This window comes from Vreelandella sp. DA03-1M, assembly GCF_055725665.1.
On record NZ_CM146798.1, the window covers coordinates 1,687,408 to 1,702,088 of the forward strand.

A 14,681-nucleotide genomic window follows, 5' to 3' on the forward strand; every position below is an offset into this window, starting at 1 on the left:
TATTTTAATTTAACTACCATACTAGTCATATCAGCTTTGGCCGCTATGCTTCATAGGCTTTCATATTCGGATTTAGGTGTTATGCACACGACCCTACAAACGCTATGGCAGGAAACGCACGAGGGAGAATCGGTTCGCCAACGGCTATTTCACGTACTGAGGCAATCAATTATCCAGATGGTATTGGCGCCGGGGCAGGCGTTATCAGAAAAAGAGATTGCTAACACTTTTTCGGTTAGTCGCCAGCCGGTGCGAGAAGCTTTCATCAGGCTCTCCGAGGCGGGGTTGGTAGAAGTGAAGCCTCAACGCGGCACTTATGTGGTCAAAATATCCCAACAGGCGGTGCTCGAGGCGCGTTTTGTACGTGAAGCGGTTGAGGTCGCCATTGTAAGGCTGGCAGCCGAACAAGGCCTTGAGCCTACAGTGTTAACAGATTTACACGATCTGTTGGCGCGGCAGCATCGCTGTATTGAACCTAATGATAACGATCGGTTTTATCGTCTTGATGAAGCGTTCCATCGCACGCTTTCACTGGGGGTAAAACAGCACGCTGCCTGGAAAGTCATCGAAGAAGTCCGTGCTCAGCTTGACCGGGTACGCTACCTCAGTGTGCCCCATAGCACTCCGCTGGAACGGCTTGTGCAACAGCATGCCAGCATCGTTGCTGCCATTGAGGCACGAGATATTCAGCAAGCTGAAGAAGCGATGTCACTGCATTTGCGTGAAATTTTAGTCTCAATGCCCGATCTGGTTCGTCGTTTCCCCGCCATGTTTGAAGGGCAACTAGCATTTGAAGAACAAGAAAATTCAGCGCTGAAGCAGGAGGCGACTCAATGAAAATCGAGCAGGCATATACCATCGTGACCTCGCCGGGCCGAAATTTTGTGACGTTAAAGATTGTCACCGATCAGGGCGAGTACGGTATTGGTGATGCAACGCTCAATGGCCGAGAAATGGCCGTTGTGGCTTACCTGGAGGAGCACGTGATTCCGATGTTAATCGGCCGTGACCCACAGCGCATCGAAGATATTTGGCACTACCTTTACCGTGGCGCCTACTGGCGGCGCGGTCCCGTTACGATGAGTGCGATTGCTGCTGTCGATATGGCCCTTTGGGACATTAAAGCGAAGCTTGCGGGCATGCCACTTTATCAACTGTTAGGTGGTAAGAGCCGTGACCGAGTGATGGTGTATGGCCATGCAACGGGGCGTGATATTGATGCGTGCTTAGAAGAGGTCGCACGACATGTAGATGAGGGCTATAAAGCGGTGCGCGTTCAGGCGGGTGTGCCAGGTATTGCCACTATTTATGGCGTTGCCAAAAAAGATGGCGAGCCGTATGAGCCTGCCGATGCTGATTTGCCCGCCGAGCACGTCTGGAGTACCAGCAAATACTTAAATCATGTCCCCAAACTGTTTGCCGCCGTGCGTGAACGCTTTGGTGATGATTTGCACGTGCTACACGATGTTCATCATCGCCTGACGCCCATTGAGGCTGCTCGCTTAGGTAAAGAAGTGGAGCCCTACCATCTCTTTTGGCTTGAAGACTGCGCCCCGGCAGAAAACCAGGAAGCGTTTGGTCTTATCCGCCAGCACACCACAACGCCCCTTGCCGTAGGTGAAGTTTTTAACAGTCTGTATGACGCCAAAGCGCTGATTGAAAATCAGTGGATCGACTATATTCGCGCCACTCTGACGCATGCTGGCGGCATTACCCATATGCGCCGCATTGCTGATTTAGCGGGCCTTTATCATGTGCGCACTGGCTTCCATGGTCCGACAGACCTTTCGCCGGTTTGCCTGGGCGCGGCAATTCACTTTGATACCTGGGTGCCCAACTTCGGTATCCAGGAGTATATGCCGCATACCAGCGCCACTGATGAGGTCTTCCCCCACGACTATCGCTTTGAGGATGGGCATTTCATCGTTGGTGAAAAGCCCGGGCATGGTGTGGATATCGATGAGCAGTTAGCCAAGCAGTACCCCTATAAGCGCGCCAGCCTGCCGGTGAACCGGTTAGAAGACGGCACCTTGTGGCACTGGTAAGGAGTTCATCTAAATGAAAGCATTTCAGGTAAAGGCGCCCCATGACTACCAGGTCGTGGAAGTTGAGCCGCCCAAAGCGGCCGCAGGTGAAGCGCTGGTACGCGTAGCATTTGCCGGTATCTGCGGCTCGGATATGCACATTATCCATGGCGACAACGCCTTTGTGCGTTTTCCGCGCATCACCGGCCATGAGTTCGCCGGGGTAGTGGAAGCGGTAGGAGAGGGCGTGACGGATGTAGCCGTCGGAGCTCGTGTGTGTATTGATCCGGTTATTAGCTGCGGCAACTGCTATCCCTGCCGCATTGGCCGCCCCAATGTGTGTAGTTCACTTGAAGTGATCGGCGTGCATCGCAATGGCGGTTTTGAAGAGTTTGTGGTCGTTCCCGCGGATAACGTACACCACCTTCCCGAGCATATCGGACTAGATGCTGCTGCCTTAGTTGAGCCTTACACCATTGCTGCCAATGTACTTGATCGCATGCAGCCTCACCCGGGTGATCGACTAATGATTCTGGGCGCCGGTGTTATTGGTCTTACGATCCTGCAGATGGCCCTGGCCAAGGGTATCGAAGAGGTTATCGTCACTGACGTTATTAATGAGCGATTAGCGGCTGCAAAACAGCTTGGGGCAACGCAGGTATTGAATAGTCGCGAGCAGGATGTGGAAAAAGAGGTGCTTACCTTCACCCAGGGCGAAGGTGTGCCACTGATTGCCGATGCGGCCTGCGTACCCGCGCTGCTACCGCAAATGCTGCGTTTAGCGTCGCCAGCAGGGCGCATTGGTCTACTGGGTTTTAGCGCCCAGCCCAGCGAGCTAGTGCAGTTAGAGGTGATTAAGAAAGAACTGACCTTGGTAGGTTCACGACTTAACAACCGTAAGTTTCCGGAGGTGCTAAAGCTAATGGCAAGTGGGCAGTTGGATCCGTTGGCCTTAGTCAGCCATCGGTTGCCGCTAAACGACATGCCCAGCGCCATCGACATGCTTGATCACCGACCAGAAGAGGCCCGCAAGGTGCTGATTAAAATCAGTACTTGAGGGAGGCTACTCCAACCCACGCCAACCCCCACGCAATTAACAGCTATTAATTAGCAACTGCAGTCCACAATTAACAACACTCTTATGCAGGAGAAATACAATGATTAAGCAACTTATCACCAGCGCTGTTCTTGGCGCTGCCTTAGTCGGCAGCCACTCCCTAATGGCGGCCGACTTTACCCTGCGTTTTGGCCATTTAGCCAATGAGCAAAATATTTGGCACCAGGCCGCCGAAAAATTTAGGGTATACGGATTTAATGGTTGATGGGGCACCTTCACCCCATCAATCTGATACCACCCTCAGATGGTTGATAGATCGACTCCGTAGTTGAGTTCCTCTGCGAAGTCCGGCAGTCCGTAACCGATGGTTTTCTTGTAGAAAGGAGAGACCTTCGCAGTCGGTGCCTTCTTCTTGTGCTTCGTGGTGTAGAGCATTCGTGCCCGCATCACCTCGAAGGAGTAACCGCGCCCTTCACGGTTCTTGTCCTTGGCCAGTCGGTTGATGGACTCCGTGTAAGCGTTGGTGACGGGCATGTCCGTCTCGAAGTAGGTCATGGTCTCTTCGCGCCAGTTTCCCACTGCCCTGACCAGATCGCTCCAGACTTCCTTTTGGCCCTTCGGGATGGTGGCTATCCACTCGTCCAGGGCGGCTTCTGCCTGGAGCCGTGTGGTGGCGTCCCAGATGCCGTAGAAGCGCTCCTTGTGCTCGTAGGCGGCCAGCAGTTGCGGGAACGCGCCTGTCCAGGTCTCCATGATGAGGCGCTCCCGGTCTGAGACTTCGTGAGCGCGTTTCAGCAGGATTTTCCGGTCTCCCTTGAGAGTCCGGCTCTGGGACGGTTTCAGCTCCTTTCTGAGGCCCTTGCGCACTCTCTCTAGGGCATCGTTGGCCATGCGCACCACATGGAACTTATCGACCACGATACGGGCCTGGGGCAGCACAGCCTTGACCGCTGCCCGGTAGGGGTTCCACATGTCCATGCTGACGATCTCGACCTTCTGCCGGTCTTTCAGCTTCATCAGGTAGTTGGTCACCACGTCCTGGCGGCGGGTGGCCAGCAGGTCGAGCAGGGTTCGCTCCTCAATGTTGGTCAGAATGCAGCGGTAGCGCTTGTTCAGGTATAGCTCGTCAATGCCCAGGATGCGGGGCGTCTCGAAGCGGTGCCAGCGCCCCAGGAACTCGGCGCGGGCGTTGAAGATGTCGCGCACCGTCTTCTCGTCCAGGCCGGTCTGTGCCGCCACAAAGGTGTAGGGGTGGTTGAAGGATTCCTTCTCCACGTACTCATGCAGCCGCAGTGTCATACGGAATCCGTCCACCATCTCCGGTAGCTGGGGCCTGAATGTTGTCTTGCAGGCCCGGCAGGTGTATCGGCGGCGGACCACCCAGAGAGTGACCCGCTTGCCGTGGATGGGCAGATCACGATAGGGAACGTCACGCTTGCCGAACCGTACGAACTCACCCTGCACGCCGCATTCCTCGCAGGCGATGGGATCGGGCACGTCCACCTGGAAGTGCATTTCGTCGTCGGTTGATTTGCAGCCCAGTACTTGGTATTGCGGCAGGTGAAGGATGTTGTCGGGAAGTTCGGTCATGGTGTTGTATAGGCGTAGGTGTCAGTCAGATCCATCCGGCTCGGCATTGGTGTTTGCTTTTTTACCCAACAAGCTGCTGGAAACGAAAAGTAAGGCACCGAGGACAATTGCAATATCAGCCAGGTTGAAGGCCGGCCAATGCCAGTCTCGCCAATAGAAATCAAAGGAATCCACAACATAGCCGCGAAAGACCCGGTCAATCAGGTTGCCCATGGCGCCACCGAGGATAAGACTGTAAGCGATGGCTTCTCCTTTATGACGATTTTCAAGGATCAGCTTGATCAGAAAAATCGAGACCACTACCGCGATTCCGATAAAAAAGTAGCGCTGCCAGCCTCCACCATTCGCAAAAAGACTGAATGCGGCACCGGTGTTCCATAGGTGCACCCAGTTAAAGAACGGGGTCACCGAAACATACTCGCCATAGGCCATTGATTGCTGCACCAGCCACTTTACAGCCTGATCAGACGCTGCCAGCAGGCCCGATATGGACAATAGGGCATACGGCGAGAGCTTTTTGCCAATAATGAGCATTATTTAACCCTTCAACGCCAGAATGCGTCTGGCACCGTTAAGTACAATGACCCCCGCGATGGTGCCGATAATCAGATCCGGATAATTGGAACCGGTCCACACGACCAGGGCGCCGGCGGTGATGACCCCCAGGTTGATCACCACGTCGTTGGCCGAGAATATCCAGCTTGCCTTCATGTGCGCCCCGCCCTCCCGATGTTTGGATATGAGCAGCAGACAACTGGTATTGGCAATCAATGCGACGAATGCGATAGCCATCATCACCAGCGATTCAGGCTCACTACCGAATACAAAGCGCCTCACGACCTCTATGAGTACGCCCACAGCCAAGATCAGTTGCAGTACACCAGCAACATGCGCGGCACGTAGCTGCCTTTTCACGCTATGCCCAACCGCATAAAGAGCGAGTCCGTACACTGCCGCATCAGCAAAATTGTCCAGGGACTCTGCAATGAGGCCAGTTGACTGAGCCATCAGACCGGCAGTCATTTCCACCACGAACAGAAGTGCATTGATGCCGAGCAACCAGCGCAGGGTCCCGGATTCTTGCTTAGCAGAAGCTGCCGAAAACTCGGCGGCCTTGATGGTCTCCGGATTTGCAGCGACGGTTTCCTGAAGCGAGGCGCCTAGCCCCAAGGTCTTCAGTTTCGAGGTGACGGGCTCGACCTCGCCGTCATGCACGACCTTCAGCCGGCGGTTCGACAAGTCGAAGGACAGCGCCCGAATCTCCTCAAAGCCGTTCAGGGCTAGGCGAATCATTCGTTCTTCTGATGGACAGTCCATCTTCGGCACGGCATAAACACTGACCCATCTCCCTGGCGCCTCGGAGGAGGCCTGTATATCGGTATCCGCTGCGGACGTTGCATCACCGCCACAGGCGCCACCACAGGATTTGCTCATGATACGACTCCACTTGAACAATGTTGTGGTACCATTTAAAACTATAAAGCTACTATAAGGTCAATAGAGTAAAGAATCCGTTGGGGAGGAGGCTGATGCGCATTGGTCAGTTGGCGCAGTTGGTAGGGGTCGAAACACAGACGATCCGCTTCTATGAACAGCAGGGCTTGTTGCCGCCGCCTGATCGGCAGGACAACGGTTACCGTGTCTATACCGAGAAGCATGGTGAGGGGCTGGCCTTCATCCGTCGCTGCAGAATCCTGGGCCTGTCACTGGCTGAGATTCACGAACTACAGAGCTATCAGGACGACCCTCATCAGCCTTGTACCGCCGTCAACGCCTTGCTCGATGATCACATCTCTCATGTGCGGTCGCAGATAACCGCTCTGCAAGCGCTTGAGAAACAACTCGTTTCACTGAGAGCGAGTTGCAACGATGACCGGGAAGTTGAGGCGTGTGGGGTTCTTGCTGGAATTAGCGAAGGAAACATGCACCAGCAGTAGGTGAAGCATCAACCAGATAATCCGATGAGATGCCGGTCTGTCTCACTCTCATGCAAAGGTAAGATCAACCATTTAATCCGCTTACCCAAAATTTAAAGAAGAGGTCGAAGCAAACTCCGACGGGCAGATTGAGGTACGCCTCTACCCCAGCGAGCAGCTGGGTAACGAGATGGATGTGATCAACAGTATCCAGCTAGGCACGGCGGATATGACCATTACCGGTGAAAGCCTACAGAATTGGGCGCCTAAAGCCGCGATGATGGCCGTACCTTACGCTTTTCGTGATTCCGAACATCTCCACGCGGCGGTAAATGGTGACATTGGCGATGAGATCGAGGCGCAAATCACCGAGCGAACTAACTTGGTTCCCTTGGCGTGGTTTGAGCGCGGCCCTCGCGAACTTACTTCCAATCGTCCCATCCGTACGCCTGATGAGCTGGATGGTCTACGGCTTCGCGTCCCGAATGTGCCGTTATTCGTCGATACATGGCAGGCAATGGGGGCGCGTCCAACCCCAATGGCATTTAGTGAAGTGTTCACTGCGCTCCAGCAAAACACCCTGGAAGGGCAAGAAAACCCACTTAGTCTGATTGAGAGCGCCAGCTTCAATGAGGTACAGGACTACGTCAACATGACTGGACATGTGCGCAGCTGGATCTATGTCGTGATTGGGCGTAACCAGCTGGAAAATATGCCTGCAGAGCTTCAGCAGGTGGTTCGTGATGCTGCGCAAACGATGCAAGCGTATCAGGCCGAGCTTTTCGTTGATGACCAGGAGCGTCTTGAGCAGGCATTACAGGAGCGTGGCATGGAATTTGTGGAAGTTGATGTCGATGCGTTCGCAGAAAAAGCTCGCCCCGCCGTGCTTGAGGCTTTAACAGATGAGCAGCGTGAGCTCTTTGATGCTATCCAAGACTTGTAAGTTCTTGGAAGCGAATTTTGAGTGAATGGCGGATGAGATTGGGCTGGCGAAATGCTAGCCCAATCTCAGCTGCAATAGCGGCTTGCTCATGAGGATACGGTTATGAACTCGGATCATAAAGCGCTCGAGCAGGAAGCGCTAGAGAGTCTGGAACCAATGGCAGCGGTACCTAAGCTAGCAGGCCCGATAGGCCGCGTGATTGGCTGGGTAGATACGTGCTTTCTGACCTTGGCCGTCGTGGCGCTGGTTGCGATTGCTGTCACGGTGCTGCTGCAAATTTGTTCGCGGTTATTTTTGCCGTTTTCGATAGCCTGGACTGAAGAGCTCTCGCGCTATCTGTTTATTTATATGGTGGCGCTATCTGTTGGTGTTGTTCTACGCCAGCACCGAAACATCAGCGTTGAGCTTTTTCATCACCTGTTGGGCGCGCGCATGCAGGCGGCTTTTCAAGTGCTCATTTGCGCACTGATTGGCCTGTTTGCCTTTCTGGTGCTGCCTTACGCTTGGCAGTATGCGCAAAACGGCGCTTGGCAAACCTCGCCAACGCTGCATGTTCCCATGCTGTATATCTTTTTCTCTACAGTAGTCACCTTTGCGCTCCTTCTGGTCTACAGCTTACTAGGGTGTCTTGAGGGAATTATCGCAATGTGTCGCTCCTCTGCCTCCCTCCAGGAGTTGTAAGCATGGAAGTCATTATCCTGTTTAGCGTTTTTTTAATACTGCTCACGGTGGGTATGCCCATTGCGTTTGCATTGGGGTTAGCCTCGCTCTCTTATCTTCTGCTTGAAGGCATTTCATTAACCATCGTGCCGCAACGGATGTACGCCGGTATCGACACTTTTGTACTGCTGTGTATTCCCGGCTTTGTGCTGGCCGGCAATTTAATGAACGTCGGCAATATCACTGAGCATATTGTACGTTTCGCCAATGCTTTGTTAGGCCATATCCGAGGCGGACTTGGCTTGGCTAACGTGGCGGGTTCGATGATCTTTGGTGGTATCTCCGGCACGGCCGTTGCTGATTCAGCCAGCATCGGTTCGGTGATGATTCCCGGTATGGCGCGCTCGGGTTATGACAAACCGTTTGCCGCGGCCGTTACCGCTGCCTCGTCAACCGTTGGGCCGATTATACCGCCTAGTGTGCCGATGATTATTGCCGGCTCACTTAGCGGTATTTCGGTCGGGCGTATGTTTCTGGCAGGTGCGATTCCTGGCCTGTTGATGGGGCTCGCCATGATGGTCACGGTGTATATCCTGGCCGTTCGGCGTGGTTATCCCAAAGAGAAGCGGGTCCCTTTTTTGCAGTTGCTGCGTGAAGCGAAAACGGCCTTCTGGGCACTGCTGATGACCGTGATTATCCTTTACGGCATTATTGGCGGCTTCTTTACCCCCACCGAAGCCTCTATTGTGGCTTGCCTCTATGCCTTGGTGGTTGGCATGTATGTCTATAAAGGGCTGTCTTGGAAAAAGCTCCCAGCGATTTTGTCAGACACCGTTTTAACCTCCTCGGCTCTGCTGCTGATGGTGGGGTTAGCCAACCTGTTCGGCTGGATCCTTACCAGCGAACAGATCCCCCAGATGATCGCCGCGCTTATTCTCTCGATTAGCGATAACCCGCTCATTGTTCTGCTTATACTTAATCTAATCCTGCTATTTGTCGGCGCGTTTATGGAGACCATTGCCGCGCTGATTATTCTTTTCCCAGCCTTGGTGGGCGTAGCCACTGGCGTGGGTGTCGATCCGGTTCACTTTGCGGTGATCGCCGTGTTGAACCTGATGATTGGGCTGACAACGCCGCCGGTAGGTGTGTGTCTATTTGTGGTAGCAGGGATTGGCAAGCTGCCGATGTTGACAGTAGCGAGAGCCATCGTGCCATTTTTATTGTGCAACTTGGCGGTGCTGCTGTTGGTGACTTATGTCCCCGCGATTTCGCTTTGGTTACCTAACTTGCTGATGGGAGAGTAACTAATGAGGGCTCCTCAGCGTATTGAAACAACGCCAACAAGCGGCCATATCGGGATTGTTCATCTTGGTTTAGGCGCTTTCCATCGTGCCCACCAGGCGGTCTATTTAGAGCGTTATCGCCAACGCAGTGGCGATGGTGAGTGGGGCGTCTGCAGCGCGAATTTACGCTCTAGTGTTGGTTTAGTCGACGGCTTACGTGCGGCAGGGCAGCGCTATCATGTAGCGGAGTACGCTGATAGTGACAGCATCACGCTGCGTGAAATAGGTGTGATTGAAGAGACGCTATTCTCTGGTTGTGACAGTGCCGGAAGCTGGGGTCGCGATCGGGAGACGCTGCTGGCCCGGATGGCTTCTGCAGACACCCGTATCGTTACCTTAACGGTGACCGAGAAGGGCTATTTTCTGAATCCCGCCAGCGGTGAGTTGAGAGTCGACGACCCGATGATCATCGGTGATATTGCCTCGCCCCAACAGCCGCGCACTGCGCCAGGCTTACTGGTGGAGGCGTTATCACGGCGGCGTGAGGCAGGCATTGCCCCCTTTACCGTGCTCTCTTGCGACAACATGCCGGATAACGGAAAGCGAACACGCCAAGCGGTGGTGCAACTGGCCGAGCATCGAGACGCAGCATTGGCCAGTTGGATTGCCAATGAAGTGTCGTTTCCTTGCAGCATGGTGGATCGCATCGTCCCTGCGATGACCGACGTCGACTTTGAGCGTTTAGCGGCACTGGGCGTTACCGATCCAAGCGCCGTGGTATGCGAGGCTTTTACTCAGTGGGTGGTCGAAGATGATTTTCCCCAGGGGCGACCCGACTGGGAAGCCGAGGGTGTTGAGATGGTGGCGGATGTGGCGCCGTTTGAAACCATGAAACTGCGCATGCTCAACGGTAGTCACTCCTTGCTTGCCTATCTTGGCGCGCTTGCAGGTATCGAAACGGTTTTTGAAGGCGTCAATCATACAAAGCTTCGCGCTTTATTACGCCGCTATATGCTTGAAGAGGCGGCTCCGACATTAGATATGCCCGAAGGAATCGATTTAGACGCATATGCTGATTCGCTGCTGGCACGCTTCGCCAATGACAGCTTGCGCCATCGCCTGCAGCAAATCGCAATGGATGGCAGCCAAAAACTCCCTCAGCGCTGGCTCTCTGGCGCGCTGAAGCGCAGCGCTACGAGGCAAGCATCGCCTTGTGTGGCGCTGGGGATGGCGGCCTGGATTCGCTACACCGCAGGCGATGATTTATTGGGGAATCGCTACACCGTCGATGACCCGCTAGCCAAGCGCTTTGCAGAACTACACCAGGCGCATGGTAGCGATACCAGCGCTCTGGTAGCGGCCTATTTAGCCATGGACGATGTGGTGCCTAACGCATTGGCAGCGGATAAGGCGTTTGCACAGGCCGTACTAACGGCGTATCAAACGCTTACCCAAGATGGATTGAATGGGGCGCTCGCGGCGCTTGAGCGCAACTAATAAAAGGAGATGACCATGGAGCATACTTGGCGCTGGTTTGGCCCTAATGATGCTATTCGGCTGGAAGAGATTCGCCAGACAGGCGCCACCGGTATCGTCACGGCACTGCACGAGGTGCCTAATGATCAGGTTTGGTCGGTTGAGGCGATCCGTGAGCGTCGGCAGATGATCGAAGCGGCAGGCCTCACATGGTCGGTGGTGGAGAGCGTACCGGTACATGAGTCGATCAAAAAAGGCTTTCCCGAACGGGATGCGTTGATTGGCACCTACTGTCAGACGCTGCGCAATCTGGCGGCCTGCGGTATCGACACCGTTTGCTATAACTTTATGCCAGTGCTTGATTGGACGCGTACGGACCTGATATACGCGCTGCCCGACGGCGCCTTGGCGCTGCGCTTTGATCAGGTGGCGTTTGCCGCCTTTGATCTTTATCTGCTTCAGCGACCAGAGGCTGAGCAAGAGTACAGCGATGAAGAGAAGGCTCAAGCGCGCCGCCACCTAGAGGGGTTAGATAGCGCTGGCCGTGACAAACTAGTCAATACGCTGATTGCGGGGCTGCCGGGGGCCGAAGAGCACTACACCCTTGAGCAGTTTCGCACGGTGTTGGAAGAGTACGCGGACATTGACGCCGCTAAATTGCAGGAAAATCTAGGCTACTTTCTGCAGGCCGTTATTCCGGTAGCAGAAGAGGTAGGTATTCGTATGGCGATCCACCCGGATGATCCGCCTCGGCCGCTACTGGGCCTGCCTCGAGTGGTGTCGACTCGCGAGGATGCCCAGTGGATTATTGATCGCGTGCCCAGCCCCGCCAATGGTTTGACGCTTTGCACTGGCTCTTACGGCGTTCGACAAGACAATGATTTGGTGGCCATGGCCCGCCATTTTGCCCCGCATATTCACTTTATCCATCTTCGCGCTACCCAGCGCGAAGCGGATACGCTCTCTTTCCATGAGGCGCCGCACCTAGTCGGTGATGTGGATATGGTAGGGGTGATACATGCCTTGGTGGAGGAAGAGCGCCGCCGAGAAAGAGAGGGTGGGGCGCGGTTGCCGCTACGGCCTGATCACGGCCACCAGCTTCTTGATGATCAACAGCGCAATACGGCACCGGGTTATCCCCTTTACGGGCGCATGCGCGGTCTAGCTGAGCTACGGGGTGTAGAGCTGGCGGTGCGGCAGTTAACACTCAGATAAGCGGCTACGTTCTAAAGGAGACGTATGCGTTCACATGAATTAGCGATAGATAAAGGCAGAGTGGAACTCGGCCCTAATTTATTGTCCGGTGTCAGCCTGTCCGCAGCGGTGGTGCATGAGGCTCCTCTAGCGCACAACCTGATGTGGATGCAGCGATTTGCAGAAGCCCACGGGGCCCAATTGGCGCCCCACGGCAAGACCACCATGACGCCTGCGCTTTTCCATCGACAGCTCCAGGCAGGTGCGTGGGGTATCACACTTGCCACTGCACCCCAGTGTCGTGCTGCCTTCGCCAATGGCATCACCCGAATATTGATGGCGAACCAATTGGTGGGCCAGGCCAATATGGCCATCATTGCGAGTCTGATTGAGCAGGGGCTACGTTTTACTGTGTGGTCGATAGCCATGAGAACGTACGCCAGCTTGAAAATTCTTCACTGAACGGGGCTTGACGTTATCGGTTCTTATTGAGGTAGGCGTAGCAGGTGGTCGCTGTGGCTGCCGCAATCAGCAGCAAATTCTCTCGCTTGCCGAAGCCATCGATAATGAGCCCGCGCTCTACTTGGCAGGTTTAGAAGGCTATGAAGGCGTTGTCCATGGGGATGATCCCTCGCAGCCATTATCGGTGACTGGTTGGGAAGTGACGAAAATTATGGATGAGCACACGTTCGTGCGGCTACCTGACGATGCCCAGGATGTTCAGATCGGTGACATCGTTGCGTGTTTGGTGCCTCCCATCCATGCCTGACGTTTGATAAATGGCGCCAACTGCTGCTTGTCGATGACGCCTTGAACGTGAAAGAACACCTGGCGACCTGCTTTTAAAAGCCTCCTCGCTCCTGCCGCTAAGCGATAGCGGCGGTCGATAAGCGTGAAATTGCCGCTGGCAGTTCGCTTGCGTGATGAATCCCCAGGGCGCCCTCGGGGGTACTTTCCTCGTTCGGGAAATGGTTGAGATGAATAACGTGCATATCTGCCGCTAGACCGGCTTCCACTCCCACGGCCGCATCGTCAATCACAATACAGCGTTGGGGGGCAAAGCCCATGGCGGCCGCCGCTTTAAGGTAAAGCTCAGGGTCGGGTTTCCAGACATTGAGGGTATAAGCGCTAAATAAATTACCTGCAAAGTGATGACCCAGCTGGGTGCTTTCCAGGGCGCAGCGAATTTTGCGTTCTGGGCCATTAGAGACCACGGCTTTAGGGTGGCTGCTTAACTGTTCTAACGCGGCGGGCATACCAGATATCGCGATAAGTTCAGCGCGCATGCGCGCTTCCATACGTGTTCGCATACCCGCCTCAAGCTGGGAAAAAGTGTCTTCTTCTAACACCTGAAAACGGTTTTCCAGCGTTTGGACAATCGTCTGGAAACGTATCCCTCTAAATTCGTCCATATATTGCTGTGCTGAGAAGGGTAAACCGAATTCGGGAAGGAGCGCGCCCATCACCTCGGCAAGCAGTATTTCGCTATCCACCAGGGTGCCGTCGCAGTCGAAGAGTAAGCAGAAAGGCGAGGAGGGGGACTTATCAGTACTCATCGGCAGGCTTCCTCATTCACTAGGCTAATTGGGCGTTCGCCCTGCAGCGCTAGGCGAATATTGTCCACCGCGCGCTGGGCCATGGCGTCGCGGGTTTCATGGGTGGCTGAGCCTATATGAGGCAGAGCGACCACATTCGACATCTTCAGCAGTGGCGAAGAGGCGGAGAGCGGCTCTTTTTCAAATACATCCAATCCAGCGGCTTGGATAACGCCGTTTTCAAGGGCGTGAATCAAAGCGCTCTCATCGACCACTTTACCGCGGGCAATATTGATGAATATGCCTGAAGGCTTCATCTGTGCGAACTCCTGGGCACCGACCAATCGTTCGGTTTCAGCCGTGAGAGGCACTGTCACACAGACAAAATCGGCCTCGGCTAGCAGCTCATTGAGTTCGCGACGCTGCGCGCCTAATTCGCTTTCTAATTCAGGCTTGGGAGAGGCGTTGGAGTAAATCACATGCATACCAAACCCTAGGGCACCACGCCGGGCGACTGCCTGACCAATGCGCCCAAATCCGACCATGCCCAAGGTTTTACCATGTACATCACTGCCAAACAGTGCCGGGCCAATACTCGCTTGCCACTTGTCGGCTTTGACCCACTCGGCTAATTCAACTACCCGGCGAGCCGTGGCCATGATCAGGGTAAAGCCGGTATCGGCGGTGGTTTCAGTGAGCACATCCGGTGTGTTGCAGAGCATGATGCCGCGCTTGGTCAGTTCATCAACAGGGATGTTGTCGTAGCCAACAGAGATAGTCGCGATGACTTCCAATTTAGGCGCTGCGTCTAACAGCTGGGGGGTAATCGCTAAGCCGGAACCGATAATGCCATGAACGTTAGCCAGTAGAGCGTGATTAGCAGGATCATTCAGTGCGGTCGTTTTCGGCAGCACCTCCACCTCAAACAAGCCGCTAAGCTCGGCTAACTGAGCATCACTGAGTCGTCCTTGAACCACTAGTTGTTTTTTCATTGTTGTCTCCT

At 54.5% G+C, this 14,681-nt stretch carries 14 protein-coding genes and 2 pseudogenes; 11 read left to right on the top strand and 5 right to left on the bottom strand.

Annotation, left to right across the window (positions count from 1 at the left end; all coding sequences use genetic code 11):
- Nucleotides 1-81: 81 nt before the first annotated feature.
- From ACXUPB_RS07755 to ACXUPB_RS07770, 4 genes are all read left to right on the top strand, one after another.
- Entirely contained in the window at nucleotides 82-837 is a 756-nt protein-coding gene (locus tag ACXUPB_RS07755; protein WP_472956122.1) for a GntR family transcriptional regulator, read from the top strand.
- The gene (manD, locus tag ACXUPB_RS07760; RefSeq protein ID WP_472956123.1) at nucleotides 834-2,045 is read left to right on the top strand and encodes a D-mannonate dehydratase ManD; all 1,212 of its coding nucleotides are present in this window, start codon (nucleotides 834-836) and stop codon (nucleotides 2,043-2,045) included. The genes ACXUPB_RS07755 and manD overlap by 4 nt, the downstream gene beginning before the upstream one ends.
- Nucleotides 2,046-2,058: 13 nt before the next feature.
- Nucleotides 2,059-3,081 (top strand): Zn-dependent oxidoreductase, encoded by a 1,023-nt coding sequence (locus ACXUPB_RS07765; RefSeq protein ID WP_339933836.1) that lies wholly within the window; start codon nucleotides 2,059-2,061, stop codon nucleotides 3,079-3,081.
- Nucleotides 3,082-3,181: 100 nt separating this feature from the next.
- Nucleotides 3,182-3,346, top strand: a complete 165-nt coding sequence (locus ACXUPB_RS07770) for a hypothetical protein (protein ID WP_472956125.1) — start codon at nucleotides 3,182-3,184, stop codon at nucleotides 3,344-3,346.
- A 35-nt stretch (nucleotides 3,347-3,381) separates the two neighbouring features.
- Here the strand turns inward: ACXUPB_RS07770 and ACXUPB_RS07775 are convergent, their stop codons facing one another.
- The 3 genes from ACXUPB_RS07775 to ACXUPB_RS07785 are packed head-to-tail and all read right to left on the bottom strand — an operon-like array spanning nucleotide 3,382 to nucleotide 6,105.
- Nucleotides 3,382-4,671: an ISL3-like element ISPpu12 family transposase gene (locus ACXUPB_RS07775; RefSeq protein WP_004574636.1), complete on the bottom strand. Its 1,290-nt coding sequence runs from the start codon at nucleotides 4,669-4,671 to the stop codon at nucleotides 3,382-3,384.
- A gap of 21 nt (nucleotides 4,672-4,692) precedes the next feature.
- Entirely contained in the window at nucleotides 4,693-5,205 is a 513-nt protein-coding gene (lspA, locus tag ACXUPB_RS07780) for a signal peptidase II (RefSeq protein WP_004863699.1), read from the bottom strand.
- 3 nt (nucleotides 5,206-5,208) lie between these two features.
- On the bottom strand, nucleotides 5,209-6,105 hold the full coding sequence (locus ACXUPB_RS07785; RefSeq protein ID WP_044630762.1) for a cation efflux transmembrane domain-containing protein: 897 nt from the start codon (nucleotides 6,103-6,105) through the stop codon (nucleotides 5,209-5,211).
- Nucleotides 6,106-6,200: 95 nt separating this feature from the next.
- Here ACXUPB_RS07785 and cadR point away from each other — a divergent pair, with 95 nt between their 5' ends.
- The 7 genes and pseudogenes from cadR to ACXUPB_RS07820 all read left to right on the top strand — a co-directional run bounded on the left by cadR (nucleotide 6,201) and on the right by ACXUPB_RS07820 (nucleotide 12,989).
- Nucleotides 6,201-6,608, top strand: coding sequence for a Cd(II)/Pb(II)-responsive transcriptional regulator (gene cadR, locus ACXUPB_RS07790; RefSeq protein WP_004364961.1), 408 nt, complete (start codon nucleotides 6,201-6,203; stop codon nucleotides 6,606-6,608).
- 79 nt (nucleotides 6,609-6,687) lie between these two features.
- A pseudogene (locus tag ACXUPB_RS07795) lies at nucleotides 6,688-7,530 on the top strand (TRAP transporter substrate-binding protein); the annotation flags it as partial.
- Between the two features lie 102 nt (nucleotides 7,531-7,632).
- Complete coding sequence (locus tag ACXUPB_RS07800; RefSeq protein ID WP_472956129.1) at nucleotides 7,633-8,211, top strand: TRAP transporter small permease; 579 nt, start codon at nucleotides 7,633-7,635, stop codon at nucleotides 8,209-8,211.
- A gap of 2 nt (nucleotides 8,212-8,213) precedes the next feature.
- The gene (locus tag ACXUPB_RS07805; RefSeq protein ID WP_035566589.1) at nucleotides 8,214-9,494 is read left to right on the top strand and encodes a TRAP transporter large permease; all 1,281 of its coding nucleotides are present in this window, start codon (nucleotides 8,214-8,216) and stop codon (nucleotides 9,492-9,494) included.
- Nucleotides 9,495-9,497: 3 nt separating this feature from the next.
- Entirely contained in the window at nucleotides 9,498-10,970 is a 1,473-nt protein-coding gene (locus ACXUPB_RS07810; RefSeq protein ID WP_472956131.1) for a mannitol dehydrogenase family protein, read from the top strand.
- Between the two features lie 15 nt (nucleotides 10,971-10,985).
- Nucleotides 10,986-12,164: a mannonate dehydratase gene (uxuA, locus tag ACXUPB_RS07815; RefSeq protein WP_035566585.1), complete on the top strand. Its 1,179-nt coding sequence runs from the start codon at nucleotides 10,986-10,988 to the stop codon at nucleotides 12,162-12,164.
- A gap of 24 nt (nucleotides 12,165-12,188) precedes the next feature.
- Nucleotides 12,189-12,989 (top strand): annotated as a pseudogene (locus ACXUPB_RS07820) (alanine racemase).
- Between the two features lie 20 nt (nucleotides 12,990-13,009).
- On the opposite strand, the gene ACXUPB_RS07825 reads toward ACXUPB_RS07820, so the two are convergent.
- A complete protein-coding gene (locus ACXUPB_RS07825; protein ID WP_472956134.1) occupies nucleotides 13,010-13,699 on the bottom strand; it encodes an HAD family hydrolase in 690 nt (229 codons plus the stop codon).
- Nucleotides 13,696-14,670: a 2-hydroxyacid dehydrogenase gene (locus tag ACXUPB_RS07830; RefSeq protein WP_472956137.1), complete on the bottom strand. Its 975-nt coding sequence runs from the start codon at nucleotides 14,668-14,670 to the stop codon at nucleotides 13,696-13,698. The genes ACXUPB_RS07825 and ACXUPB_RS07830 overlap by 4 nt, the downstream gene beginning before the upstream one ends.
- Nucleotides 14,671-14,681 lie beyond the last annotated feature (11 nt).